This is a genomic window from Pollutimonas subterranea, from assembly GCF_002849655.1.
Taxonomy (GTDB): domain Bacteria; phylum Pseudomonadota; class Gammaproteobacteria; order Burkholderiales; family Burkholderiaceae_B; genus Pollutimonas; species Pollutimonas subterranea.
Genome location: NZ_PDNW01000001.1, coordinates 171,224 through 194,313 on the forward strand (window position 1 = coordinate 171,224; position 23,090 = coordinate 194,313).

Annotated in this window: 22 protein-coding genes and 1 tRNA gene; 18 read left to right on the forward strand and 5 right to left on the reverse strand. The window is 56.5% G+C overall.

Features of this window, described 5'->3' with window-relative positions:
• The first annotated feature begins 45 nt into the window (after positions 1–45).
• The 5 genes from CR159_RS00775 to cuyA all read left to right on the forward strand — a co-directional run bounded on the left by CR159_RS00775 (position 46) and on the right by cuyA (position 5,074).
• The gene (locus tag CR159_RS00775; protein WP_102072093.1) at positions 46–954 is read left to right on the forward strand and encodes a LysR family transcriptional regulator; all 909 of its coding nucleotides are present in this window, start codon (positions 46–48) and stop codon (positions 952–954) included.
• Positions 955–1,153: 199 nt separating this feature from the next.
• Positions 1,154–2,137, forward strand: a complete 984-nt coding sequence (locus CR159_RS00780) for a Bug family tripartite tricarboxylate transporter substrate binding protein (protein WP_102072094.1) — start codon at positions 1,154–1,156, stop codon at positions 2,135–2,137.
• Positions 2,138–2,212: 75 nt separating this feature from the next.
• Positions 2,213–3,262 carry an amidohydrolase family protein gene (locus CR159_RS00785; RefSeq protein ID WP_102072095.1) on the forward strand — a complete coding sequence of 350 codons (1,050 nt, stop codon included), beginning with the start codon at positions 2,213–2,215 and terminating at the stop codon, positions 3,260–3,262.
• 20 nt (positions 3,263–3,282) lie between these two features.
• A complete protein-coding gene (cuyB, locus tag CR159_RS00790; RefSeq protein ID WP_158238481.1) occupies positions 3,283–4,050 on the forward strand; it encodes a cysteate racemase in 768 nt (255 codons plus the stop codon).
• Positions 4,051–4,078: 28 nt separating this feature from the next.
• Complete coding sequence (gene cuyA, locus CR159_RS00795) at positions 4,079–5,074, forward strand: D-cysteate sulfo-lyase (protein WP_102072097.1); 996 nt, start codon at positions 4,079–4,081, stop codon at positions 5,072–5,074.
• A gap of 91 nt (positions 5,075–5,165) precedes the next feature.
• Here the strand turns inward: cuyA and CR159_RS00800 are convergent.
• A tRNA-Ser gene (locus tag CR159_RS00800) sits at positions 5,166–5,255 on the reverse strand.
• Between the two features lie 241 nt (positions 5,256–5,496).
• Between CR159_RS00800 and CR159_RS00805 the strand changes: the two genes are divergently transcribed.
• Both CR159_RS00805 and yaaA read left to right on the forward strand, forming a co-directional pair.
• On the forward strand, positions 5,497–6,279 hold the full coding sequence (locus CR159_RS00805) for a 3-hydroxybutyrate dehydrogenase (RefSeq protein ID WP_102072098.1): 783 nt from the start codon (positions 5,497–5,499) through the stop codon (positions 6,277–6,279).
• A 78-nt stretch (positions 6,280–6,357) separates the two neighbouring features.
• Positions 6,358–7,146, forward strand: coding sequence for a peroxide stress protein YaaA (gene yaaA / locus CR159_RS00810; RefSeq protein WP_102072099.1), 789 nt, complete (start codon positions 6,358–6,360; stop codon positions 7,144–7,146).
• Between the two features lie 57 nt (positions 7,147–7,203).
• Here yaaA and CR159_RS00815 read toward each other — a convergent pair whose 3' ends face one another.
• From CR159_RS00815 to CR159_RS00830, 4 genes are all read right to left on the reverse strand, one after another.
• On the reverse strand, positions 7,204–9,408 hold the full coding sequence (locus tag CR159_RS00815; RefSeq protein ID WP_102072100.1) for an FUSC family protein: 2,205 nt from the start codon (positions 9,406–9,408) through the stop codon (positions 7,204–7,206).
• Between the two features lie 154 nt (positions 9,409–9,562).
• A complete protein-coding gene (locus tag CR159_RS00820; RefSeq protein ID WP_233208121.1) occupies positions 9,563–10,534 on the reverse strand; it encodes a Bug family tripartite tricarboxylate transporter substrate binding protein in 972 nt (323 codons plus the stop codon).
• 37 nt (positions 10,535–10,571) lie between these two features.
• On the reverse strand, positions 10,572–10,925 hold the full coding sequence (locus CR159_RS00825) for an AtuA-related protein (protein ID WP_102072101.1): 354 nt from the start codon (positions 10,923–10,925) through the stop codon (positions 10,572–10,574).
• A gap of 2 nt (positions 10,926–10,927) precedes the next feature.
• Positions 10,928–12,283 carry an acyclic terpene utilization AtuA family protein gene (locus CR159_RS00830; RefSeq protein WP_102072102.1) on the reverse strand — a complete coding sequence of 452 codons (1,356 nt, stop codon included), beginning with the start codon at positions 12,281–12,283 and terminating at the stop codon, positions 10,928–10,930.
• 116 nt (positions 12,284–12,399) lie between these two features.
• Between CR159_RS00830 and CR159_RS00835 the strand changes: the two genes are divergently transcribed.
• From CR159_RS00835 to CR159_RS00885, 11 genes are all read left to right on the forward strand, one after another.
• Positions 12,400–13,287 (forward strand): LysR family transcriptional regulator, encoded by an 888-nt coding sequence (locus CR159_RS00835; RefSeq protein WP_102072103.1) that lies wholly within the window; start codon positions 12,400–12,402, stop codon positions 13,285–13,287.
• An 87-nt stretch (positions 13,288–13,374) separates the two neighbouring features.
• Complete coding sequence (locus tag CR159_RS00840; RefSeq protein WP_102072104.1) at positions 13,375–14,142, forward strand: SDR family NAD(P)-dependent oxidoreductase; 768 nt, start codon at positions 13,375–13,377, stop codon at positions 14,140–14,142.
• Positions 14,143–14,157: 15 nt separating this feature from the next.
• Positions 14,158–15,354 (forward strand): acyl-CoA dehydrogenase family protein, encoded by a 1,197-nt coding sequence (locus CR159_RS00845; protein WP_102072105.1) that lies wholly within the window; start codon positions 14,158–14,160, stop codon positions 15,352–15,354.
• A gap of 3 nt (positions 15,355–15,357) precedes the next feature.
• Positions 15,358–16,386: a phosphotransferase family protein gene (locus CR159_RS00850; RefSeq protein WP_102072106.1), complete on the forward strand. Its 1,029-nt coding sequence runs from the start codon at positions 15,358–15,360 to the stop codon at positions 16,384–16,386.
• Positions 16,379–16,753, forward strand: a complete 375-nt coding sequence (locus tag CR159_RS00855) for a DUF6285 domain-containing protein (RefSeq protein WP_102072107.1) — start codon at positions 16,379–16,381, stop codon at positions 16,751–16,753. The genes CR159_RS00850 and CR159_RS00855 overlap by 8 nt, the downstream gene beginning before the upstream one ends.
• A complete protein-coding gene (locus tag CR159_RS00860; RefSeq protein WP_102072108.1) occupies positions 16,750–18,381 on the forward strand; it encodes an AMP-binding protein in 1,632 nt (543 codons plus the stop codon). Before CR159_RS00855 ends, CR159_RS00860 begins: the two co-directional genes overlap by 4 nt.
• Positions 18,382–18,486: 105 nt before the next feature.
• A complete protein-coding gene (locus CR159_RS00865) occupies positions 18,487–19,707 on the forward strand; it encodes an ABC transporter substrate-binding protein (protein WP_102072109.1) in 1,221 nt (406 codons plus the stop codon).
• Between the two features lie 83 nt (positions 19,708–19,790).
• Positions 19,791–20,663, forward strand: a complete 873-nt coding sequence (locus CR159_RS00870) for a branched-chain amino acid ABC transporter permease (protein ID WP_102072110.1) — start codon at positions 19,791–19,793, stop codon at positions 20,661–20,663.
• Complete coding sequence (locus tag CR159_RS00875; protein ID WP_102072111.1) at positions 20,660–21,604, forward strand: branched-chain amino acid ABC transporter permease; 945 nt, start codon at positions 20,660–20,662, stop codon at positions 21,602–21,604. The genes CR159_RS00870 and CR159_RS00875 overlap by 4 nt, the downstream gene beginning before the upstream one ends.
• Positions 21,601–22,371: an ABC transporter ATP-binding protein gene (locus CR159_RS00880; RefSeq protein ID WP_102072112.1), complete on the forward strand. Its 771-nt coding sequence runs from the start codon at positions 21,601–21,603 to the stop codon at positions 22,369–22,371. Before CR159_RS00875 ends, CR159_RS00880 begins: the two co-directional genes overlap by 4 nt.
• Complete coding sequence (locus CR159_RS00885; protein ID WP_102072113.1) at positions 22,368–23,072, forward strand: ABC transporter ATP-binding protein; 705 nt, start codon at positions 22,368–22,370, stop codon at positions 23,070–23,072. Before CR159_RS00880 ends, CR159_RS00885 begins: the two co-directional genes overlap by 4 nt.
• The last annotated feature ends 18 nt before the right edge of the window (positions 23,073–23,090 follow it).

Sequence of the window (23,090 nt, forward strand, 5' to 3'; positions counted from 1 at the left end):
AATATGGTTCCAGGTACGCCATAATCCTCCTCAAAGGCCAGTGGAATGGATTTGCGGCAGCTCGAATACTTCATTTACGTGGCTGAATTGGGCAGCTTCACGCAGGCAGCTTTGGTGCTTGGCGTGGGACAACCCGCATTAAGCCGGCAGGTGCGACGCCTGGAAGTCGAACTTCGGCAGACGCTGTTCTATCGCAATGGGCGTGGCGTACTCCTGACCGAGGCAGGCAAACGTCTGCTGGCCCATGGTCGTACAATCCAGATGCAATTCGAACATGCCCGCCACGACGTGGAAGACGCGCGTGGCAGCCCTCTGGGCCGTGTGACTATCGGTTTCCCTTATGCTGTCGGACGATCACTGAGTAGTCCCTTCGTCAAAGAGTTTCGCAGGCGCTACCCCAAGGCGAATCTGTGTATTACCGAAGGCCTGACTGTCCATTTGCACGAATGGCTGTTATCGGGACGTATCGACATTGCCTTGCTACACGACCCGGTTCCTTCGCCCAGCCTGGACATTATTCCCATCCGAGAAGACGACCTTCTGTTGCTGGCGTACAAAAAGCGTACGCAGGCAGCCAGCGGGCCTTCCATACCAATGCGTAAAGTTGCGGAGTTGCCACTGATTATTCCTTGCCGACCGCATCCCTTGCGCATGATGATCGAGACGCGGCTCGCCAATATGGGGCTCAAGCCAATGATTGCCGTCGAGATTGACGCGGTCGCAACCATTGTGAGTCTCGTTTCCCAAAACGAAGGCTATGCCATTGCAACTCGGCATGCCATCACTACCGCTGAAGCCCTGGACCACGTGATGACGCGTCGTATTGTCGGGCCCAGCATGTGTAGTGTTCTGGCACTTGCCACATCGGCCGAACGCCCACCGACAACGCTGGTCTTGCGAACCACCGAGCTTCTGCAGGAACTTCTGCACGCCTCGACGCCGAAACGGGATTGAGCTGCGGTAGTCACATTTCGTTCTGGAGTACGGTCTAATTCATGCGGCGCTATTCCTTACTGGAATAACAGCTAGGCGGAAATGTCTCTTTTCAATGGAGCGCGCCAAGGAATAATATTCTTCCACAGGCCGGTGCAGCATCTGTGTTGAAGCAGCCGCACGCCGTCACCGTAAACAAAAGCACAGAGGAGACATAACAATGAAAATGAATTTCAGTCGAACGTTGGGTATGGTGGCTATGGGGGCTGTCATTGCCTTGGGGGCGGTAGTCGCGCCAGCCAGTGCGGCATTTCCGGAAAAGCCGATTACGCTGGTGGTACCGTTCCCGCCTGGCGGAGCGGTCGATACTCTTGGGCGAATTTTTGCCGACAGCATCAGCGCCCAAACTGGTCAACCTGTTATCGTCGAAAATCGCGCGGGAGGCAACGGAAATATCGGTACGGCGCTCGTCGTCAATTCCGCAGCTAACGGCTACACCATGCTGCTCGCTGCCAATGGCTTGGCGACAAACCCTACGATGTATCCCAAGCGCTCGTTCAGCGAACTGACGGACCTGACGCCGGTCGCCTATGTCGGTTATGCACCGCTGATACTTGTCGTGGCACACGACTCGCCGTATAAAACGTTCGATGATCTGATCCGGGCCGCCAAGGCCGATCAGGAAGCTATTTCGTTTGCGACGTCCGGCAGTGGCAGTGCGCCTCATCTGGCCTCTGAATTGCTGCGGGTCACCACCGATTCGCATATGCTCCATGTGCCGTACAAGGGCGGAGCTCCGGCAAAGCTGGACCTGGTCACCGGTCGGGTTACATTCATGTTCCTAAATCCGCTGGAAGCGGTTCCGCAAGTAGAAGCCAAGAAGCTGCGTGCGCTCATGGTGGACAGCGCAGAGCGCATTCCTCAGTTGCCAGATGTCCCGACGGCAAAAGAGCTGGGCTACCCCGATCTGGAAGCGAAAGTGTGGTGGGGATTCGCTGTACCCAAAGGTACACCGGCAGACGTCGTGCAGGTGCTCAACCAGAACATCAACAAGGCGTTGCAGGACAAGACAGTCCAGGAAAAGCTCCAAAAAATGGCTATTACGGTGGGCGGAGGCACATCCGAAGAGTTCGCGACATTCTTCCGTGATCAGGTCACGAAATGGGCTGGCGTGGTGAAAAAGGCAGGTCTTAGCAGCGATTGATTTGGCGCTGTGTAGCCGATACGGCCGGCAGATGCCGGTGAATTGACAATAAGCTTAGCCAGGATGGATTTGGACATGATCATTGATTGCCATGGTCACTATACGACGGCGCCCAAGGCGCTTGGTGATTTTCGAGCTTGGCAGCTCGATATGTTGGGTGACCCGAAAGGAAAGCCCATGGATCCAGGTGTCGTTGTCAGCGACGACGAGATCCGCGATTCCCTCGAGGGTAATCAACTTCGCATTCAGCGGGAGCGCGGCGTAGACCTTACCCTGTTCTCTCCGCGTGCGGGCGGAATGGCGCACCATGTTGGCGATTCGAAAACCAGCGAAGTTTGGACACGCCATTGCAATGATCTTATACACAGAGCCGTCACGCTCTATCCGGATGAGCTTGTCGGCGTCTGTCAATTGCCGCAGTCGCCCGGCGTAAGCCCGGCGGACTGCATACCGGAACTGCTGCGTTGCGTGGAGGAACTGGGCTTTGTCGGCTGCAACATCAACCCGGACCCTACCGATGGCTACTGGACTGATCCTCCGCTAACCCACCGTCATTGGTATCCCTTATTCGAAAAGATGGTCGAACTCGATGTGCCGGCTATGGTGCACACCAGTTGTTCTTGCAATCCACATTTTCATTTCACCGGCGCGCATTATCTGAATGGCGATACGACCGCATTCATGCAGTTCCTCGACTCTGATTTGTTCAGTGACTTTCCCACGCTGAAATTCATTATTCCGCACGGAGGCGGAGCCGTGCCCTACCACTGGGGCCGCTATCGTGGGCTTGCTCAGAACATGGGACGCCCGCCTCTGGAAACACTGATGAACAACGTGTACTTCGATACGTGTGTGTATCACCAACCGGGCATTGAACTGCTTTTGAACGTAGTGCCTGCGCAGAATATTCTATTCGCGTCCGAGATCATTGGCGCCGTCAAAGGCGTGGATCCGCAAACCGGATTCAATTTCGATGATACGAAACGCTATATCGATGCGGTGCAGTGGCTGCAGCCGGAAGTGCGCCAGCAAGTGTTGGGTGGCAACGCCTTGCGCGTCTTCAGCCGTCTGAAAGCCCGTCTGCTGGCGACCGGTCGCTTGCCTGATTCGACTCCCTTGCTATGACTGCGAAAGAGGATTCCTGTATGAAAGAATTTCGGCCTGCACGGACCCCCCGTATAGTTGGAGTGATTGGCGGGATGGGACCGCTGGCCACGGTCGATTTCATGCAGCAGCTAGTTGAATTAAGCCCTTCCTTGAGCGATCAGGAGCATATTCCCGCCATCGTGGCGCAGATCCCGCAAATTCCCGATCGTGTGGGAGCGATTCTTCGTGCTACGGAAAGCCCGCTGCCGCAGCTTACGGAGTCGTTGCGGCGTCTTGAACGGGCGGGCGCAGACTTTATTGTCATGCCGTGCAATACGGCACACTACTGGCACAAAGATTTGGCCGCTGCGACGGACCTTCCTTTCATTCATATCGTCGATTCGGTTCTTGAAGTGCTTGCGGAACGTGGGCTGAAACCAGATGCACCGGTAGGTCTGCTTGCCACGCCGGCTACGTTTGCGGCCGGTATCTATGCAAATCGGCCCGACAACGGTTCAGCGCTGCAGTTCGTCGCGCCCACTGAATCAGAGATTCAGGAATTCGTCATACCGGCCATCGGATTGGTCAAAGCAGGGCGCGTGCAAGATGCAGGCATCCTGATCCAGGAATGCGTACATCGTCTTCGTGCCCGTGGCCTCGAGTACATCGTACTCGGCTGCACAGAATTGCCCATGGCACTGAAGGCCGTAGGGGTTGCGATAGAAGACGGCTACATAGACTCAACTGCGGCCCTGGCCAAAGCCGCCATAAAAGCTGCGCTACCTACGCCTGATTTGCCGCAAGATCCAACTCTTTCTCACCTTTGACAGTCCATCCACTCGGAAACCCACACCAATGAATCTTGCCAAATTTCCCCGTAAACGTTTCGGCCATTTTCCAACGCCGCTCGAACACATGAAGAATCTGAGCGACCATCTGGCAGGTCCGGAAATCTATATCAAGCGCGACGATTGCACCGGACTCGCTTCAGGCGGCAACAAGACAAGAAAACTGGAATTCCTGATAGCGGATGCCCTATTGAAGGGTGCCGATACGATCATCACGCAGGGCGCGACTCAATCAAACCACGTACGCCAGACAATTGCCGCCGCGACGATCGTTGGCTTGAAAACCAAGGTGCTTCTCGAGAATCGTGTCACCAATCTTGACGAGGAATACGCGGAGTCCGGGAATGTGATGCTCGACAGACTGCTGGGCGGTGAAATTGTCGCACGCCTGCCAGCTGGTACCGATATGAATGCCGCAATGGCGACTCTTGCCGAGGAACTTCGTGGGCAGGGATCCGTGCCTTACGTTATTCCGGGTGGCGGCAGCAATGCGATCGGTGCCTTGGGCTACGTCGCCTGCGGCATGGAGATCATGCAGCAAGCCTATGATCTGGGATTGTCTATCGACTCGGTTGTACATGCCACCGGCAGCACAGGGACGCAAGCTGGATTGCTCGCTGCCTTCGAAGGTACGCATAGCGGCATTCCCGTCATGGGCATCAGTGTGCGTGCTCGGAAAGAGCCCCAAGAGGCAAATGTCCTTAAGTTGGCCAATGAAACTGCAGCGCTGTTGGGGTTACCAACAAAAATCCAGGCATCCGCCTCATGTGCGGACGACGGCTATGTTGGCGCAGGCTACGGTCAGCCCACTCCTGGAATGATCGAAGCCCTGACTTTATGTGCCCAGAAAGAAGGCATCCTTCTTGATCCCGTCTATTCCGGCAAAGGCATGGCGGGGCTGATCGGCCAGATACGCGCAGGCCAGTTCACTCGTGGCCAAACTGTCGTATTCGTTCATACTGGCGGATCGGCTGCTCTATTTGGCTATCGCTCAGTGTTTTAAAGGCACGGTCGATGCCAGAGCCAAAGTAAATCCGAAAGAGCCAAGAAAAAACCCGCAAAGCATCTGCTTTGCGGGTTTTTAATTATCTGAGTGGCGGACAGGGTGAGATTCGAACTCACGGTACGCCTAAACGTACACTGGATTTCGAGTCCAGCGCATTCGACCACTCTGCCACCTGTCCTATTTGTTCTATCGATTTGCCGTCTAATAGTTGCCATAAACGTCAATCGATTGCCTGTATGTTGATTAAAAAACCGGTCGAGGGTTTGATGCATATCGGGCAAGTCCGCTATTCTAGCAAGGAAATAAAAAAACTCATAATCGGCTTGACGTTGACATGCGCCCCCCAAAGGTAACGAATCCAGACGGTACACTTATACAGCGGCCCAGGGCTGAATCTGATCACCTCTTAAAGGAACAATATGCTTACAGGTAAACGTGCAGTGATTACTGGTTCGACCAGTGGTATAGGCTTGGCGATCGCTCGCGAGCTGGCCTCGAACGGCGCCCATGTGGTGATCAATGGTTTCGGGGAAGCCGCCGCGATCGAAAAAGAACGGGTCAACCTAGAGCTCGAGTTCGACATCAAGGCGTATTACATCAATGCGGACCTGATGCAGGCGGCGGCGACTCGCCAATTCATCGATGAGGCCGTCCAGGCGCTGGGCGGAATCGACATACTGGTCAATAATGCGGGCATCCAGCACACGGACCTGATCGAAGACTTCCCCGTTGATCGATGGGACGCTGTTATTGCGCTTAATCTTTCTGCCGTCTTCCATGGCTCCGCCGCGGCTCTGCCCTACATGAAGAAACAAGGTTGGGGGCGCATTATCAATATTGCATCAGCGCATGGCCTGGTCGCTTCGGCCACGAAATCTGCTTACGTTGCTGCCAAGCACGGCGTAGTCGGCCTGACCAAGGTGACTGCGCTTGAAAATGCCGGTAACGGTGTTACGTGCAATGCAATTTGCCCGGGCTGGGTGCGTACCGCCCTGGTCGAAAAACAGATCGAAGCACTCGCCCAGAAAAATGGTGTAAGCATTGACGAGGCGGCCAAGCAACTCCTCATGGAAAAGCAGCCGTCGCTGCAGTTCGTCACACCGAAGCAGCTGGGCGGCGCAGCGGTATTCCTGGCTTCCGAAGCTGCTGATCAAATGACCGGAACTACGCTTACGCTCGATGGCGGCTGGACCGCAAGGTAACCAGTAAACGGGCTTTGGTGCTTTGGCGTCAAAGCCCGGCTGAGACTAAGAACCAATAAGCAATAAGGGAAGAGAAGAATGTTGCTGTTACTGTCACCGGCAAAAAAGCTGGATTACGATTCACCGGTACGGACAACGCTACACACGCAGCCTTTGTTTGTAGAACAGGCTGGTGAACTGATCGACGTATTGAAGAAGAAGTCCGCTACCCAGATCGCTGAGTTGATGAAGCTTAGCGATGCGCTGGCGCAGTTGAACGTACAGCGTTATGCCGCCTGGGAACCCAGGTTCACACAGACGAATTCGCGTCAGGCCGTGTTGGCCTTTAACGGCGACGTGTACGAAAAGCTCGACGCATCAGGCCTGTCGGATGCCAAGCTGAAGTGGGCTCAGGAACATGTGGCGGTTCTGAGCGGTTTGTATGGGGTGCTGCGACCCTTGGATCTGATGCAGCCATATCGCTTGGAAATGGGTACGCGGCTGCGCACCAGCGAAGGCAATACGCTTTATGATTTTTGGCGGCCCCGTATCGCCCAGTATTTGAACGAGCGCTTGTCGGAGATGGGCAAGGACAAGGCTAAGGCGGTAGTGCTGAACCTGGCGTCTGAAGAGTACTTCAAGGCCGTGGATCTTGCAGTACTGCAGGCCAGGGTGGTGCAGTGCGTATTCCAGGACTTCAAGAATGGCGTCTGGAAAGTGATCAGCTTCAATGCAAAACGCGCGCGCGGCTTGATGGCGCGGCATATCATCGATCACAAGATTACCGACCCCAAGAAGTTGTTGGACTTCGACAGCGAAGGCTATGCGTTCGATGCAGCAGTTTCCACGCCGGAAAAGCTGGTATTCAGGCGTGCCAGCCCCGTCTAGCGGTCACGATTTGCGTGTTCCGGCCGGTAGGGTGGCCGGTTGCTACAGCGGCCAGTGTCAGGCCGCTGCAACGCCCCGAATTTCCTGCCGCACCAGCTGCGCCGCCTTGACCATTTGCCGCAACGGATAGGCCAGCGAAGCCAGTTCCCCTTCAGTTTCGATGGAGGCCGGTGGATTTGCATCGTTGCCTTCCAGATACGTGCCTACCGCGTCCAGCGATTCCTGTACTCCCTGGGGTACGGTTTGCAGGCTTGCCAGGATGGGGATTGCAGCGCTTATCTGCAAAGCCAGTACATGGAACTGAATCATCAGGTTATTCAGCGCCGGCACATCGTTTTGACGCTTCACAGGTTCGTCCATCATCCGATAGAACGCGCCAGCGAAGTTGGCAAAGGCGATGTATACGTTTTTTCGGGCAAGTCTCCAGCGCACTTCGGCCTCTTGTTGCTCGGCATCCAGCGTGCTGCTATCCGGTGCTCCGGACGCGCGTGCGGCCGCTTGCGCGCGGGTCAGTGCCGCGTAATGCAGGCCTGTCTTCAGGAATTCGCGATCGGCTTTCTGGACGGCATTGGCCAGGGACCCCATGAAGTTATGTTCCCACCAGGGCAGAATATAGCTGCAAAGCAAGGCAATGCCGCAGGCGATAAGAGTATCGAGCAATCGCTCCACAATCAGGACGTTGGTGGTGGGCGAAAGGAAATGAAATACGAGCAGCACAAATACCGTATTGAATACGGCGGAGACCATGTAGTTCACCTGTATCAGGCTGTACCCCAGTACGCAGGTCACGACCAGCATGGCCAGGTAAATATTTGGGCTATCTGTGACGTTGAAAAGTATTAGCGCCAGCACGCAGCCGATGAGCGTGCCGGCCAGCCGCCAGCCGTTACGCTGTCTTGTCAGGGCGAAACCGGGCTTCATGATGACGAGTATCGTCAGGATGATCCAATAGCCGTGCAGCCCTTGTCCAGGAACAAGCTCGCGCAGACTGGTATACGACACCACCGCGGTGATCGTCATCGCAAGCAGTGCGGCGATCGCCACGCGGCTTGCATACCGGAAATGCGGGGAGTCCAGGCGCAGATTGCTGGTCAGCATGCCGATGCGCCAGGTCTGTCGGGACAGAAACCGATCGAGCGCCTTGTTCACGCGCATGTCGACCAGTTCGGCACTGTTGGTATTGCTGGTGTGTTCGGCCATGCGATCCACCAGCCGCGTGGCATTGCGTATGCGGCGCAATACCTGGATCAGCAAGGCATAGACTTCGGGTTCTTTCTCGACGAGCCCGGCCTCGCGGTACTTTTCCATTTCGTATTCAATGGCGCGTATTTCCGCCTTGACGCTATTTCGCTCCTTGACCCTTCGGTTGCGCGCAATGTTCAAGGCAATGTGTGATACGTTTTCCGCGAGCTTGTGCAGGGCATCGCGAGCGAATATCAGCACATCGCTGTCGGGAACCATGCGCCGCAGCGTCGCGTAATCGGTGTGCGTCGCCACCAGGCTATCAAGCAGGGCGACCATGTCGATGAAGACATTTAGCGACGCGGCCCTTAGCCGGTCACTGCGCCCGCCTCCTTTGGGCAGCTCACGCAAGACGGTGTCGCGCGCGGCCTGGTGCTTCTCGGTCATGGCCGACTGGGCATGTATCAGCTTGCGATACGTGGCGTCGAGATCGGCATTGACGTCGTAAAACTGCGACCTTGCCTCGATGTAGTCGGCCGTGGCGAACAAGGCGACTGATAAGGCCTGCTGTTCTTCACGATGCCACAGCAGGCGATGCGCGAGAAAACTGAACGCGAAGTAGAAGAGCCCGCCCAGGAACGAGTAAATCGTGTGAAGGAGTACGTCGTGAGGATCAAGCGGGGTACGCATCGTGAGCGTCATCAGCAGCAGGCAAGCGAAACCCAGCAGCCCGCCTTGCTTGCCGAATACGGTGAACATCGAGAACAGGAAACAAAGGGCGGGCACCACCAGCCACATCAGGACATTATTCGTCGAGGCCAGGCCAGTGACCGCGGCGGTGATGGAGCCCAGGAATATGGCGCCCAGCATGCCGTTGGTGCCATAGCGTCGAGGCCCGCCCGGCTGGTCGATGATGGCCACGCACGCGGCGCCAATGGCTGCAACCATGCCTATGCTGTACAACTGGAAAACGCCCGCGATCAGCAGGGCGGGAAGCATCACTCCAATTGCCTGGCGCAGGCCGCCGAAGAAGTGATGGCTATAGAAAAAGCGCTGCAGCTGGGGGGTACGTGAAGCCATGCGTCGATCAAGCAGTAAGGGCTTCAAGTATATAGGCAGTCGGACCGGAAGTATCCCCAACTTCTGTTTTAACGCCTTATGATCGGGCCGTTGCGGAGAACGTCTTGATGGAAGTTAACGTATCGGCGCTCAGAGGGGCGCCGATACGTTCAGTCTATCGCATGGGTAGATCGTTGTTTTTGACCACCTCGGTCCACTTTGTCACTTCGGACTGGATGTAGTCGGCGAACTGTTGCGGCGTATTCTTCACCGCGCGCGCGCCCATACCATCAAGCCGCTTGATCATATCGTCTTCAGTCAATGCCGACGCTATGGATTGGTTCAACTTTTGTACCACATCATCAGGTGTGCCTGCCGGTGCCAGAATGCCGAACCAGGCCGACACTTCATAGCCTGCCACGCCAGATTCAGCGATGGTGGGGATTTTCTCGAATGTGGGCCACCTTTCTTTGGTTGTGACCGCAAGTGCGCGCAGGCTCCCCGATTCAATATGCCCCGCAGACGAAGGCAGGTTATCGAAGCCTACCTGGATTTGTCCGCCGAGAACATCGTTGAGCATGGGGCCGGCACCCTGATAAGGTACGTGGACCATGTCGATCTCGCCCTTCGCCTTGAGAAGTTCACCGGACATGTGTGGGCTTCCCCCTATGCTGGTTGACCCGAAGCTGATTGCGCCCGGATTCTGTTTCGCATAGGTCATGAACTCATCAAAGGTCTTGAACGGGGCATCTTTGTTCGCGATCATGACGTTCGGAGTTTCTGCTACGATGATGACAGGAGCGAAATCTTGTACCGGTCTATAGGGGAGTGCTTTGTATAGTGCTGCATTGATACCGTGGGAATTAATATTTCCCATTACCAATGTATAGCCGTCGGGCTTAGCTTTGGCGACGGCTTGGCTGCCTATCTGACCGCCAGCGCCTGGTTTGTTCTCGATGATGAAGGTCTGGCCGAGGCTCTTTGTGAGCTTCATTGATATCGTCCTGGCAAGCAGGTCGGTGGTGCCTCCAGGCGGATAAGGCACGACAATCGTGACTGGGCGTTCGGGATACGCAGCGTGCGCTGCGCCGGCGAAAGCCATCGAGATGCCGAGACTCAGGGCGGATAACATTCTTTTTTTCAACATGTTGTCTCCTCGTATCGTTTTTCTAGTGGGTAAAGGTTTATAGCAGGTGCCGACCAAGCAGCTTGCCCTGCAAATGCTCCGGAACATCGATCTCGAATCCGAGAATAGCGGCTGACAATGCCTTGCCATAATTGTCTAGGCAAAGGCTGCGAGAGACGCCACCGCCGAGGGCTCCATGCGCAACGAAGTTCATGGCTTGTATGTTATCGACCTCGTAGCGCAGTACTTCCCCTTTGATCACACCGCGATAGAAGTCCTTGAAGCGCTCTGCCGTTAGTTGGGCTTTAAGCAGGTCGTAAAATTCAGGTTCGTAAGCGAATACTGAAATATTCGACGTGTTGCCTTTGTCGCCGGAACGGGCATGGGCCAGGTGCTGTAGTAATACTCGCATGATCAGCTCTCAAAGTAAGTAACAGTAGGGGGCACGTTTTCCCGTGCGACCAATGAGGACCAGACTCCGATGATCTCGCGCGTGCGGTCCTGATGCGGCACGCGCTTGCCGGTATGCGCGATGCCCGAGACAGCCATGCCGTCCACTTCGCGCCCGATCTTTACTGCCTCTTCACGGGTACGCGTGCGAGCTGCCACCCGCACTGCAATTTCATAAGGCTCTGGGGCATCGGCGGGCGTCGCTTCGCCATGGATTGCATTGATACCCAGGAAGTCTATGCGGACATCTTCCGCATCAAGCTTTACGATCTTGAAGCGCTCTTCCAGAATTCGCTTGGCCAACTCGGCGCGCCGCAAGGCGCCAGGACCTGCATAGAAGAACATGTCTTCGCCAATATATCCTTCGGTGCATCCTATCGATACTTTGAGGGTTGGTGTCCGAGGCTTGCCACTGATATTAGTGACACGCACACGGTCAGGGCCGACTTGCTCGAGATTCACCGTCGTGAAGTCCACCACGACGTCCGGTGTCAGGTAATTTGCCGGGTCGTGCACTTCGTACAGAATTTGCTCCTTGACAGTCTGTATCGTAATGGCGCCGCCGGTACCCTCGACCTTGGTAATAACGGCGCTGCCGTCGGATTCAACTTCGGCAATGGGAAAGCCGAAATTCCACGGTTCAGGCACGTCTTTGAATCCTGGATCAGCAAAGTAGCCGCCGGTCACCTGCGCGCCGCACTCCAGCAAATGTCCAATACCGTTGCCAGGACCCAGGCGCGCATGATCCAGCGGATCCCAACCAAACTCATACATCATGGGTGCCATAAAAATCGAGGGATCAGCGACTCGGCCAGTTATCACTATCTGGGCTCCGTTACGCAGTGCTTCCACGATAGGCTCGGCGCCGAGGTAGGCCTCGGCGGAGATCAAGGTTGGTTTCAGCGTACTGGTGGCTTCATCATTCTCAAGAATGCGGTCGGTAAGCTCGAGCACCCGGTCGGTAATGAGACTGCCGCTGACCGCGGCAACTTTGACGCCGGTTATACCGAGCTCGCGAAGCAGCTCCACGACACGTTCGGCCGCTGCGTTCGGATTGATCCAGCCCTGATTGGACACGATGCGCGTACCCTGACGCATACAACCCGGCAGCACAGCGCGCATGCGCTCATCGAGATAAGTGTCATAGCCGGGAAAGCTGGGGTCGCGACGGCTGCGAACCTGAGCGGCGGAAACGGTGGCTTCAGCCATGGTTTCGAAGCAGAGGTAATCGAGCTTGCCTTGTTCTGCATTAAGGGCTGCGGGTTCGACACGGTCTCCCCACCATGCCGCCCCGGATCCGATCCGGATCGTTTTCTTCATACCTTGATCTCCTTGTAATTCTATAAACGATTATGGAAAGTCTATAGACGCCGGCGTGGTACAACCACCACCAGTTGGGAATAGGCCCTATGAATCCGATTCACAAGTAGACAGGTATGGATAAATTTTCTGAAATACAGGTTTTTCTTAGTGTGGTTGAGGAAGGGAGTTTCTCTGCAGCAAGCAGAAAGCTGCTGCGTTCGCCCTCGGCGGTCAGCAAAATCATCGCCCGTCTTGAGCAGCGACTGGCGGTGAGGCTGTTTGATCGTATTGCCGGCACGATACGACTGACGCAAGAAGGGCATAAGTTTCGCCTGCATAGTCAGATGGTCGTAGACGCCATGACGCAGGCCGAAAGCGCGGTGACGCCCAGCGAATCGGAAATGACGGGCGTACTGCACATACACACCAGCCTGACCTTCGCGAAGTATCAGTTGGCACCTTTGCTTCCCTTGCTGCTGGACCGGCACCCAGGCTTGCGTCTCGAATTCATAATCGGAACCGATCGGGGTGATTTCCTGAAGAGAAATATCGACGTGGCCATACACAGCGGTAACCCGACAGAGCTCTCCTTAGTGGGTAAGCCGCTATTCCTGAGGCGATGGATCATTGCTGCGGCACCGTCGTACCTTAAACAATATGGGGCTCCTGCAGTTCCCGATGAATTGCATGGGCATCGGTGCTTGAATTTCACTGTGCGTACACATTGGAATTCCTGGACATTCAGCGATGGTGGTACTCCCAAGACTATCAACGTTCATGGAGCCGTGGGTGCAGATCAGGGAGAGCTCTTGCGCACTCTTGCCCTGGAGGGGCTGGGCATTGTCCGTTTGGCGGAATTCCATATCTCGGAAGATATCGCCGAAGGACGGCTTATCCAGTTGCTGGCTGGCTACGAGCCCAAGGGGCAAGACATGATGTACGTTCTCTATCCCCAAGGGAGGGCGCAGGCTCCCAGAGTTAAAGCTTTCCTGCAATTTCTCGGCGAACATTTTTCCATTTAAGGCATGTTCGATGAAAATCGATCAACCGTTCTATAAATCATTGACTTTATAGAGCGAGCGTTCTATGATTTTTTCGAGGAGACTGCTATGCATAATCAATTCGACTTGTCCGGGAAGGTGGCGCTGGTCACGGGTGCTTCAGGTGGACTGGGCGGCCATTTTGCCCAGACGCTGGGGCTTGCAGGCGCGAAAGTTGTCGTGGCAGGTCGCCGCGCTGAATCACTGAACGCGCTGGTACTCGATTTGCGGCAACAGGGTATTCAGGCTCACGCCGTGGTGGCCGACGTTACCGACGAATCCGCCATCAGGGCTTGCTTCGATGAAGCGCAAGCTGAGCATGGCCTGGTAGATGTGGCGGTTTGCACGGCGGGCAGCACCGTCCAGAAAAGTTCGCTTTCAATGTCGGCACAGGATTGGGACCAAGTTCTGGACGTCAACTTGAAAGGATGCTGGCTGGTGGCCAATGAAGCCGCGCGCCGGTTGGTCAAGGCGCAACGCCCGGGCTCCATCATTAATATCTCTTCCATCCTGGGCTATCGCGTTGCGGGCAATGTGCTGCCCTACACCGTATCCAAAGCCGGCCTGGAACAAATGACGCGTGCGCTGGCCCTCGAATGGGCGCGATACGGCATTCGTGTCAACGCCCTGGCTCCCGGCTATATCGAAACAGACCTGAATCGCGACTTCTTTGCGTCAGAGGCGGGTCAATCCATGATCAAACGTATTCCCCAGCGGCGTCTCGGCCAGGTGTCCGACCTGGATGGCGCGTTGCTGCTGTTGGCTTCCGATGCGTCTCTATACATGACAGGCAGCTCCATCGTGATCGATGGCGGCCATTTGCAATCCACTCTTTGAAGAAGGCGTACCCTCATGGACTTTATCTTATCGCCGCGGGTAGAAGAATGCCGTCAACGCGTCCGTGCATTTGTTGATCAGGAATTGATCCCGCTGGAAAGCGATCCCGGCTCGTTTGACGAGCACGAAAATATCGATGAATCGTTGTTGCAGCGTATGCGCGCCAAGGCCAAAGATCGCGGTCTCTGGAGCTTGCAGATGCCGCAAGAACGCGGCGGCCAGGGATTGTCGATGTCTGAAATGGCTGCCTGCTACGAGGAAATGAATCGTTCCATTTTTGGTCCGGTGGTATTCAATTCGGCCGCCCCTGACGATGGCAACATGATGGTGCTCAACAAGGTAGCGACAGAAAGCCAGAAAGAGCGCTGGTTGCAGCCTATCATCAACGGTGATGTCCGTTCTTCCTTCGTCATGACCGAGCCCGCGCCAGGCTCCGGTTCCGACCCGGGCATGATGCTGACTACCGCTGTGCGCAAGGGCAACGATTGGGTAATAAACGGTACCAAGCATTTCATAACCGGCGCCGGTGTGGCTTCGCACTTCATCCTTATTGCGCGTACGTCCGACGATGCACGCAAGGGCTTGTCGGCGTTTCTCTTTCACAAAGACGATCCGGGTTGGGAAATAGTACGCCGCATACCTATAATGGGCCCCGAAGAACACGGCGGCCATTGTGAACTGCGTTTTACCGATATGGTCATTCCAGACGAGAACCGCCTCATGGAAGTGGGCGACGGCCTCAAGCTCACCCAGATCCGGCTCGGGCCCGCCCGCCTGACCCATTGCATGCGGTGGCTGGGACTATCCAAGCGTTCACTGGAAATCGCTTCGGCCTATGTATCCGAGCGCGAATCGTTCGGTGTCCGCCTGGCCGACAGAGAGGGGGTGCAATGGCTGTTGGGTGAGGCGGCAATGGGCATTCAAATCGGACGCCTGCTTACCATGCATGCTGCCTGGAAGCTCGATCAAGGCGATTTCGCGCGCAAAGAGGTCTCCATGGCCAAAGTGGCTGTCTCCAATACCCTGCATCAGGCGGTCGATACGGCTATCCAGTTGTGTGGCGCACGGGGCTACTCGAAAGATACGCCATTGGAATGGATATACCGCTATGCTCGCCAGGCTCGCTTGGTAGATGGCGCGTCGGAGGTCCACAAAATGGTGTTGTCCAAGAACCTGCTCAAAGAAGGCAGCGATTTCTGGACTTGGGGCTAAGACGTGGATCTCAATGACATAACCCGGGCTTTGGCGCTGTATGTCAGGGACCAAGCCAACGCCGAAGACATTCAGGTAATCGAATTTTGCCGCTTGTCGGGCGGCGCCATTCAAAGCAATTACGCATTGACCGTGCACTGTATCGGCGGGCGGCACCCCGGTCGGCTCGAGTTGGTTGTACGCAGCGATTCGCCATCCACGATCGATGCCAGCCTCAGCCGCGAGCAGGAGTTTCATGTATTGAATGTCGCCTGGGAGGCCGGAGTCACCGTTCCGCAGCCCTTGTGGCTATGCACCGATACAGGCGTGATCGGTAACGTGTTTTGCGTAATGGCCCGTGTATCGGGCACCGCCGCCGGACATAAGCTTGTGCGGGGCGGCCTCACACCACAGCAGGCGCAAGGGTTGACGCATCAGCTGGGCATCGAGCTCGCACGACTGCATCAGGTACGACCGCCCGTGGCGTGCCTCGGCGCATTGCCGCTGCCGAAGCCGTCACCGGCCATGGCACGCATCCAGCAGTATCGGTCGGCGCTCGATGCCATACCCGAGCCCCACCCCGTGCTGGAGTGGTCCCTGAACTGGCTGGAGGGTCATGCTCCGCCAGATACGGACGTGGTGCTGTGCCATTGCGACTTTCGTACCGGTAATTACATGGTCGACGATGGACGCCTCACCGGGATCCTGGATTGGGAATTTGCCGCCTGGAGCGATCCGTACGAAGATCTGGGCTGGTTATGTTCACGGAGCTGGCGTTTTGGCGCCAGTCATAAAGAAGTGGGTGGTGTCGGCGACAAGGACGACTTGTTCGCGGCGTATGCCAGTGTGTCGGGGCAAACTGTCGACCCGGCCAGGGTGTCTTATTGGGAAATCATGGGCATGACGCGCTGGGCCATCATTGCTTTGCAACAGGCTCAACGTCATCTGTCCGGCGAGCAGTCCTCGCTTGAACTGGCCTTGACCGGACGCCTGCTGCCGGAAATCGAATTCAATATCCTGACGCAGATCGCCCAGGAGAGCCAAAATGACTAGTCGTCCAAATGGAAGCGAACTGCTGGCGGTGGCTCGTCGTACCTTGCTGGATCAACTCCTGCCCTTGCTGCCTGCGGCCAAGAGCTATGATGCATTGATGGTCGCCAACGCCATGGCAATGGCGGCGCGCGAGCTCGACAGCCAGGGGCGGGATGAGTCCGAAGCGCAGATACTGCAGTTCTACCGTCGGATTGGGCTGGAAGGCACGCAAGATGCTACCGAGCGGGGTCTGGCCGAGCTGATCCGAAAGAGGGCCATTGATCCGTCGCAGCATGGGCTATTGCACCCATTGCTTTTGGCCCTTACTCGGGACAAGCTCGCGATCACCAACCCGAAGCAATTGGATAGACAAGGGGATAGCGCATGAGCAACCCGTATCAGCATGGACTGGACAAGCAGCCAGCCAATTACTCCAGCCTGACGCCGGTCAGTTTCCTCGAACGATCGGCCCATGTTTATCCCGACAAGGTGGCGGTGATAGACGACGACATGGTCCTGACTTACCGGCATTTTTATCGCCGCTGCTGCAGTATGGCATCGGCGTTGAGCAAAATCGGTATCAGTTCGGATGACACCGTTTCGGTCTTGTGTTTCAACTCGCACGAGTTGCTGGAAAGCCATTATTCCATTCCCATGGTGGGCGCGGTCCTCAATGCCGTGAACACCCGCGTCGATGCTGCGACGCTTGCCTTTATCCTCCAGCATGGCGAGTCCCGGGTTCTACTGTACGACACCGAATTTGAGCCTCTGGTTCGGCAAGCATTGGCCACCATGGAGTCGCCGCCTTTGCTGGTAGCTATCGTACGCGAGGGTGGTGCACTGCAGGCTCCGGAGGTGCTCCTCTATGAAAACATGGTTGCTGCCGGCGACCCTGATTTCCGCTGGGCCAAGGTCGCCGATGAGTGGGATGCCATCACGCTAAATTACACATCCGGAACCACCGGCAACCCCAAAGGGGCCGTTTATCATCATCGCGGGGCTTATCTTGCCGCAATGAGCAATGCCATGGCCTTCAACATGGGCTCGGGCGCCGTGTATCTATGGACCTTGCCCATGTTCCATTGCAACGGCTGGTGCTACACCTGGGCGGTGACGGCGGTTGGCGGGACACACGTCTGCCTGCGAAAGGTCCAGGCTGCGGCGGTTCTGGAGCGCATTCACAAGCATGGCGTTACCCATATGTGCGGTGCGCCCATTGTGTTGAACATGTTGTTGAACGACTTCCACAATAGTGGTCATACGCTGCAGCAGCCTGTGCAATTCGGCCTGGGCGGCGCCGCTCCACCCAGCCCTGTTATCGGCCGTGCCCGGCAAGTCGGCTTTCAGATCACACATCTGTATGGGCTGACCGAATCCTACGGCCCCTCGGCAATCTGCGTGTGGCATGACGAATGGGACGAGCTGCCCGCCGATGAACTCGCCCGGAAAATGGCCAGGCAAGGAGTCGGACTATTGGCCATTGATGCGCTTAGCGTGGCCAGGCTGGACGATGGCACTCCTGCGCCGGCGGATGGGCAGACGCTGGGTGAGCTGCTGATCCGTGGCAATACCTTGATGAAAGGATATTTAAAGAATGAGCCGGGGACGCAGGAAGCATTCCAGGACGGCTGGTTTCACACAGGCGATATTGCCGTGATGCATCCGGATGGCTATGTTGAAATCAAGGACCGCGCCAAAGACATCATCATTTCAGGCGGCGAAAATATTTCCAGCCAGGAAATCGAAGAGGTCCTGTATAGCCACCCAAGGGTGTTCGAAGCGGCGGTGGTGGCGCTGGCCGATGAGACCTGGGGCGAGGTGCCTTGCGCGTTTGTAGCCTTGAAGGATGAAGTCCAGCCGAACGACGAAATGGAGTTCATCGCCTTTTGCAAAGCACGCATGGCTTCATTCAAGGCTCCCAAGCGTATCGTTTTTGGCGAGCTGCCCAAGACGTCCACCGGAAAGATACGCAAGAATATCCTCAGGGACACGCTCGCGACGAAAGGTTCGCGTTAATCAGGCAGCAACAACCATGGAGATGTTGGACTACCGGTGCACATAGCAGTACAGAAGTAGAGAACTAGAAATGTACTAAATAATTATTCCTCAAGGAGACAATACATGTTCAAGATTCTTTCAACCCGCTCCCTGTTATCGATGGCCATTGCCGGCTCGATGAGCCTGGGTGTTGCCCATGCGGCCGAAGATCCCATCAAGATCGGCGCTATTTACATCATGTCCGGCAGCGCAGCGACCTATGGAAAATTCGCGCAGCAGGGCATTCAGTTGGCCATGGACGAAATCAACGCCGCGGGCGGCGTGCTCGGGCGTCAACTGGCATTGCAACTCGAGGACGGTCAAGGGAAGGCTGCCGTAGCCATCCAGGCAGCCCGTAAGCTGGTCTACCAGGACGAAGCCGACGTGCTCATGGGGCTGGACAGCTCCGGTGTGGCGCAGGGACTGGCTCCTGTATTGCCGGAACTCGGCAAGCCCTTCATCATCACCCACGCCGCCACGCCTGACGTAACCGGCAAGCTGTGCAATGCCTTTACGTACCGGGTCAGTGTCAATGTGCACCAGAACATGCAGGGCGCTGCTACGGTCGCGGCCAAGACAGGGGCCAAGAAATGGACCACCATAGGTCCCGATTACGCCTTCGGGCATCAATCCTGGGAATTCTTCGGCAAATACCTGAAAGAAAAATCCCCCGATGCCGTGCTGATGTCGGAAACCGCGTTTCCCCGATTCGGGGCCGAGGATTTCACGCCTTTCATCAACGGAGTCATGGAATCCAAGCCGGATGGCGTCGTCATTTCCCTGTGGGGCGGTGACCTGGTCAACTTCGTACGCCAGGCCAATAACCGAGGCTTCTTCAAGCAGGGATTTGAAGTGCTGTTCACCGTGGGCGCCGCCACCGAGGTGCTTGCCGCGCTGGGCGATCAAATGCCTGAAGGCGTGTGGCTGGGTACCCGTTACTGGTATGGCTCTCACGATAACGATCTCAACAAAAAGTTCGTCGCCTCATACCAGAAGAACTACGGCACGCCGCCCAGCTATAACGCAGAAGGCGCCTATGTCGCCGTGTACGCCTTCAAGGCAGCTATCGAGAAAGCCGGCAACACAGACGGAAAAGCCGTGGCGCAAGCGCTTTCTGGCTTGAGCATCCCGGCTCCGACCGGCACCGTAACCTTCCGCAAGGGCGATAACCAGGCATTGATCGGACCCACATGGGGACGCACGGGTGCCATGAGTACACAAGACAAAATCCGCTCCCTGACCGATGCGCAATTTTTCGACGGCGAAAAAATAACGCCTCCGGTCGATCCCGCCTGCAAGCTATAGCAGCTTCGGGAATTCCGGGTATGCATCAGTTCCGCCTGGCGCCCCGGCGCCGGGCGGTGTGTGTGAATTAAGGGGGAAACACCATGAGCAGTCTAGGCATGGCTTTGCTCAACAGCCTTGATATCGGCCTGCTGCTGTTTGTCATTGCGGTTGGATTGAATATTGTCTTTGGCGTATTGAATGTCATCAATTTTGCCCACGGCGCGCTATACATGCTGGGCGCTTATCTCGCCTATACCTGCATGACACTGCTGGGCATGTCGTTCTGGCTTACCTTGTTGCTTGCTCCCTTGGGCGTGGCGGCACTGGCTGTGCTCATCGACCGCGTCATGCTGCGCTTTATCTACCAGCGTGAAGTTTCCGACAGTCTGTTGCTCACCTTTGCGTTGCTGCTCATTTTGAACGAGTCGGTGCGCCTGGTGTGGGGCACGGGCATACACGTGATCGATCCGCCTCCATTGCTGCAGGGCACGGCGGTGCTCCCCGGGGGGGTCACCTATCCGATCTACAGCCTTTTCGTCGTGGCGGTAGGGCTGGTTTTCGTTTGCGCATTATGGCTTTTGTTCAACCGCACGCGGGTCGGCAAAATCATGCGCGCAGCGGCGCTAGACCGCGACATGGCGCAAGTGCTTTGCATCAATACCAAGCTGGTGATTACGGGGGTATTTGCCTTTGGCGCGTGGCTGGCCGCGGTGGGTGGCGTCGTCGCCGCGCCCATGCGGGCCATTGATCCGGGTATGGGCGACAAGATCATCATCGAAAGCTTTATTGTCGTGGTCATCGGTGGCCTGGGCAGTTTCCCGGGGACGCTGTTGGGCGCAATCATCCTTGGCCTTATTTATGGGTTTGGCGGACGTTTCTTTCCCGAGGTCAACCTGATCCTGCCTTTCGTGGGAATGGCGATTGTGCTGCTACTCAAGCCGCATGGCTTGATGGGCAAGGGGGCGTCGACATGAAGAACCGACTAATACCGTTCGTGCTGGCCGTATTGCTGCTTGGGCTGGTTGCCTTGCCGTGGATAACACCATACTTCTATATTTTCATCGTCACCGAGATCCTGATACTGGGCCTGTTTGCGGCGAGCTTCAACCTGATCTTCGGGTATACGGGCATGCTCAGTTTCGGGCATGCCGCTTTCTTCGGCGTCGGGTCCTATGCCACGGCCCTGTTGCTCCAAGGCGCGCAATGGCCGCTGCTGGCGTGCTTGCTGGTCGCCATCTTGGCCGGTGCCGTCCTGGCGCTCATCATCGGATTTTTCAGCGTCAGGCTTAATGAAGTCTACTTCTCCATGTTGACCCTCGCCTTTGGCATGATGGTTTTTGCTGTCGTGCATCAGTGGCGGTCGGTGACCAACGGCAGCGATGGAATAGCCGGGTTTCGCGTGGGTTCGCTAGGGCTGGGATTCGACCTTGCACTGGGGAATCCCAGCGTCTACTACCATGTTGTCCTGGTCATTGTCGTGCTCGCCACTGCCATTCTGTACCTGATCTGCCGTTCATCGTTCGGTCTCATCCTGCGTGCCATTCGGCAGAATCCCGAACGCGTGGCGTTTTGCGGACTCAATGTCAGGAGCTATCGGCTGGCGGCATTCACGATATCGGGTGCGTTTGCCGGCCTGGCCGGTGGGCTTATGGCGCCATTCCTGCGTATTGCCAGTCCGGAGCTTGTCCATTGGTCCATGTCGGCCGAGCCTGTGCTGATGTCCATCCTGGGCGGAACCGGCTATTTCCTGGGGCCGTTCTTCGGGGCCGGCATGTTCGTGTTGCTGGAAACCTGGATTACAAGCATGACGCATGCATGGATGCTGGTGCTCGGTATCATCCTGGCGCTGATGGTCATGTTTTTTCGGCGAGGCGTGCTGGGAACCTTTCTTGACTGGCTGCAGGAGCGAAAATGACTCAAGCTATATTGCAAGTCAGCAATCTGACCAAGCGTTTTGGAGGCGTGGCGGCCATACTGGATGTGTCGCTCGACGTGCTGCCCCACGAAACCCTGGCCATCATCGGCCCCAATGGCGCCGGCAAGACAACGTTCTACAACATGTTGTCGGGCCGCATGACGCCTACTTCGGGCAAGATCCTGTTCGAAGGCCAGGATATTACCGGCTTGCCGCCGCACCGCATCAGCCGCATGGGTGTATCGCGTTCGTTCCAGATCAACAATATCTTCAACGAGATGACCGTACGCGAGAACATCGAGGTCGCGCTCACCGCCTACCATGGCGACAGCCGGCGCTGGTCCAACATTGCATCGCGCAACAGGCCTATCCAGCAAGAAGCCGACACGCTGCTGGAGCGCCTCTCGTTGACTGATCTGGCCTTGCGGCGCGCCGGTGTCATCAGCTATGGCGACAAGCGGCTGGTCGAAATCGCGATGGTGCTGGCAACACGACCGCATCTGGTCCTGCTCGATGAGCCCACGGCCGGGATGACGCCCGATGAAACGCATCGGGTTACGGCCTTGGTCAAGTCTTTGGCGGCCACCGGCGATTACACCTTTCTCATCACGGAACACGATATGGGCGTGGTATTCGACGTGGCCGATCGTATCCTGGTCATGCACCGTGGCCAATCCCTGGTCCTGGGTTCGCCCCAGGAAGTGAAAGTGCACCCGGAGGTCAGGCGGGCCTATTTGGGCGACGCAGAAGAGGAAATCGCACCATGATCCTTGAAGTCGATAATATTCATACCTATTACGGCGAGAGCCATGCGCTGCAAGGCATTTCCTTGAACCTCAAGGAAGGCGAGACGGTCTGCCTGCTGGGTCGTAATGGCGCGGGAAAAAGCACAACCTTGCGCAGCATCATCGGCTTGTCGGCGCCGTGCACGGGCCGGGTAAGCTTCCAGGGTCGTGACATCACCGGGCAGCCCGCTTACCGCAATGCGCGCGCGGGCATAGGGCTGGTGCCCGAAGACCGTCGAATATTTCCCGGCCTCAGCGTACGCGAAAACCTGGAAATTGCCGAGTACCGGCGGCCTGGCGCTACGCGCCAGTGGACCATCGAACGCATTTTCGACGAGTACCCCATGCTCGGCGAATTGGCCGGCCAGGACGGCAGTACTTTGTCGGGCGGCCAGCAGCAAATGCTGGCCGTGGCAAGGTCATTGATGAGCGAACCTACGCTGCTGTTGCTCGATGAACCCAACGAAGGCCTGGCCCCCGTCATCGTCAAGCAGATCGGCGCGCTGATAGACCAGTTGTCGAAGACCACCACCATTTTATTTACTGATCAGAGCGTACACTTCGCCCTCAAGCATGCGCAGCGCGCCTACATTCTGGAAAAGGGCATGATTGTCCACGAAGCCAGCAGCCAGGCGCTGATCAACGACACTGAGACGCAGCACCGCTACCTGTCGGTGGCGTAAACAAGATATGAGGGTGGA

Bases quoted from the DNA above. Each gene is read 5' to 3' on its own strand.
- CR159_RS00775 (WP_102072093.1), top strand. From the start codon at position 46: ATGGATTTGCGGCAGCTCGAATACTTCATTTACGTGGCTGAATTGGGC.
- CR159_RS00780 (WP_102072094.1), top strand. From the start codon at position 1,154: ATGAAAATGAATTTCAGTCGAACGTTGGGTATGGTGGCTATGGGGGCT.
- CR159_RS00785 (WP_102072095.1), top strand. From the start codon at position 2,213: ATGATCATTGATTGCCATGGTCACTATACGACGGCGCCCAAGGCGCTT.
- cuyB (WP_158238481.1), top strand. From the start codon at position 3,283: ATGAAAGAATTTCGGCCTGCACGGACCCCCCGTATAGTTGGAGTGATT.
- cuyA (WP_102072097.1), top strand. From the start codon at position 4,079: ATGAATCTTGCCAAATTTCCCCGTAAACGTTTCGGCCATTTTCCAACG.
- CR159_RS00805 (WP_102072098.1), top strand. From the start codon at position 5,497: ATGCTTACAGGTAAACGTGCAGTGATTACTGGTTCGACCAGTGGTATA.
- yaaA (WP_102072099.1), top strand. From the start codon at position 6,358: ATGTTGCTGTTACTGTCACCGGCAAAAAAGCTGGATTACGATTCACCG.
- CR159_RS00815 (WP_102072100.1), bottom strand. From the start codon at position 9,408: ATGGCTTCACGTACCCCCCAGCTGCAGCGCTTTTTCTATAGCCATCAC.
- CR159_RS00820 (WP_233208121.1), bottom strand. From the start codon at position 10,534: ATGTTGAAAAAAAGAATGTTATCCGCCCTGAGTCTCGGCATCTCGATG.
- CR159_RS00825 (WP_102072101.1), bottom strand. From the start codon at position 10,925: ATGCGAGTATTACTACAGCACCTGGCCCATGCCCGTTCCGGCGACAAA.
- CR159_RS00830 (WP_102072102.1), bottom strand. From the start codon at position 12,283: ATGAAGAAAACGATCCGGATCGGATCCGGGGCGGCATGGTGGGGAGAC.
- CR159_RS00835 (WP_102072103.1), top strand. From the start codon at position 12,400: ATGGATAAATTTTCTGAAATACAGGTTTTTCTTAGTGTGGTTGAGGAA.
- CR159_RS00840 (WP_102072104.1), top strand. From the start codon at position 13,375: ATGCATAATCAATTCGACTTGTCCGGGAAGGTGGCGCTGGTCACGGGT.
- CR159_RS00845 (WP_102072105.1), top strand. From the start codon at position 14,158: ATGGACTTTATCTTATCGCCGCGGGTAGAAGAATGCCGTCAACGCGTC.
- CR159_RS00855 (WP_102072107.1), top strand. From the start codon at position 16,379: ATGACTAGTCGTCCAAATGGAAGCGAACTGCTGGCGGTGGCTCGTCGT.
- CR159_RS00860 (WP_102072108.1), top strand. From the start codon at position 16,750: ATGAGCAACCCGTATCAGCATGGACTGGACAAGCAGCCAGCCAATTAC.
- CR159_RS00865 (WP_102072109.1), top strand. From the start codon at position 18,487: ATGTTCAAGATTCTTTCAACCCGCTCCCTGTTATCGATGGCCATTGCC.
- CR159_RS00870 (WP_102072110.1), top strand. From the start codon at position 19,791: ATGAGCAGTCTAGGCATGGCTTTGCTCAACAGCCTTGATATCGGCCTG.
- CR159_RS00875 (WP_102072111.1), top strand. From the start codon at position 20,660: ATGAAGAACCGACTAATACCGTTCGTGCTGGCCGTATTGCTGCTTGGG.
- CR159_RS00880 (WP_102072112.1), top strand. From the start codon at position 21,601: ATGACTCAAGCTATATTGCAAGTCAGCAATCTGACCAAGCGTTTTGGA.
- CR159_RS00885 (WP_102072113.1), top strand. From the start codon at position 22,368: ATGATCCTTGAAGTCGATAATATTCATACCTATTACGGCGAGAGCCAT.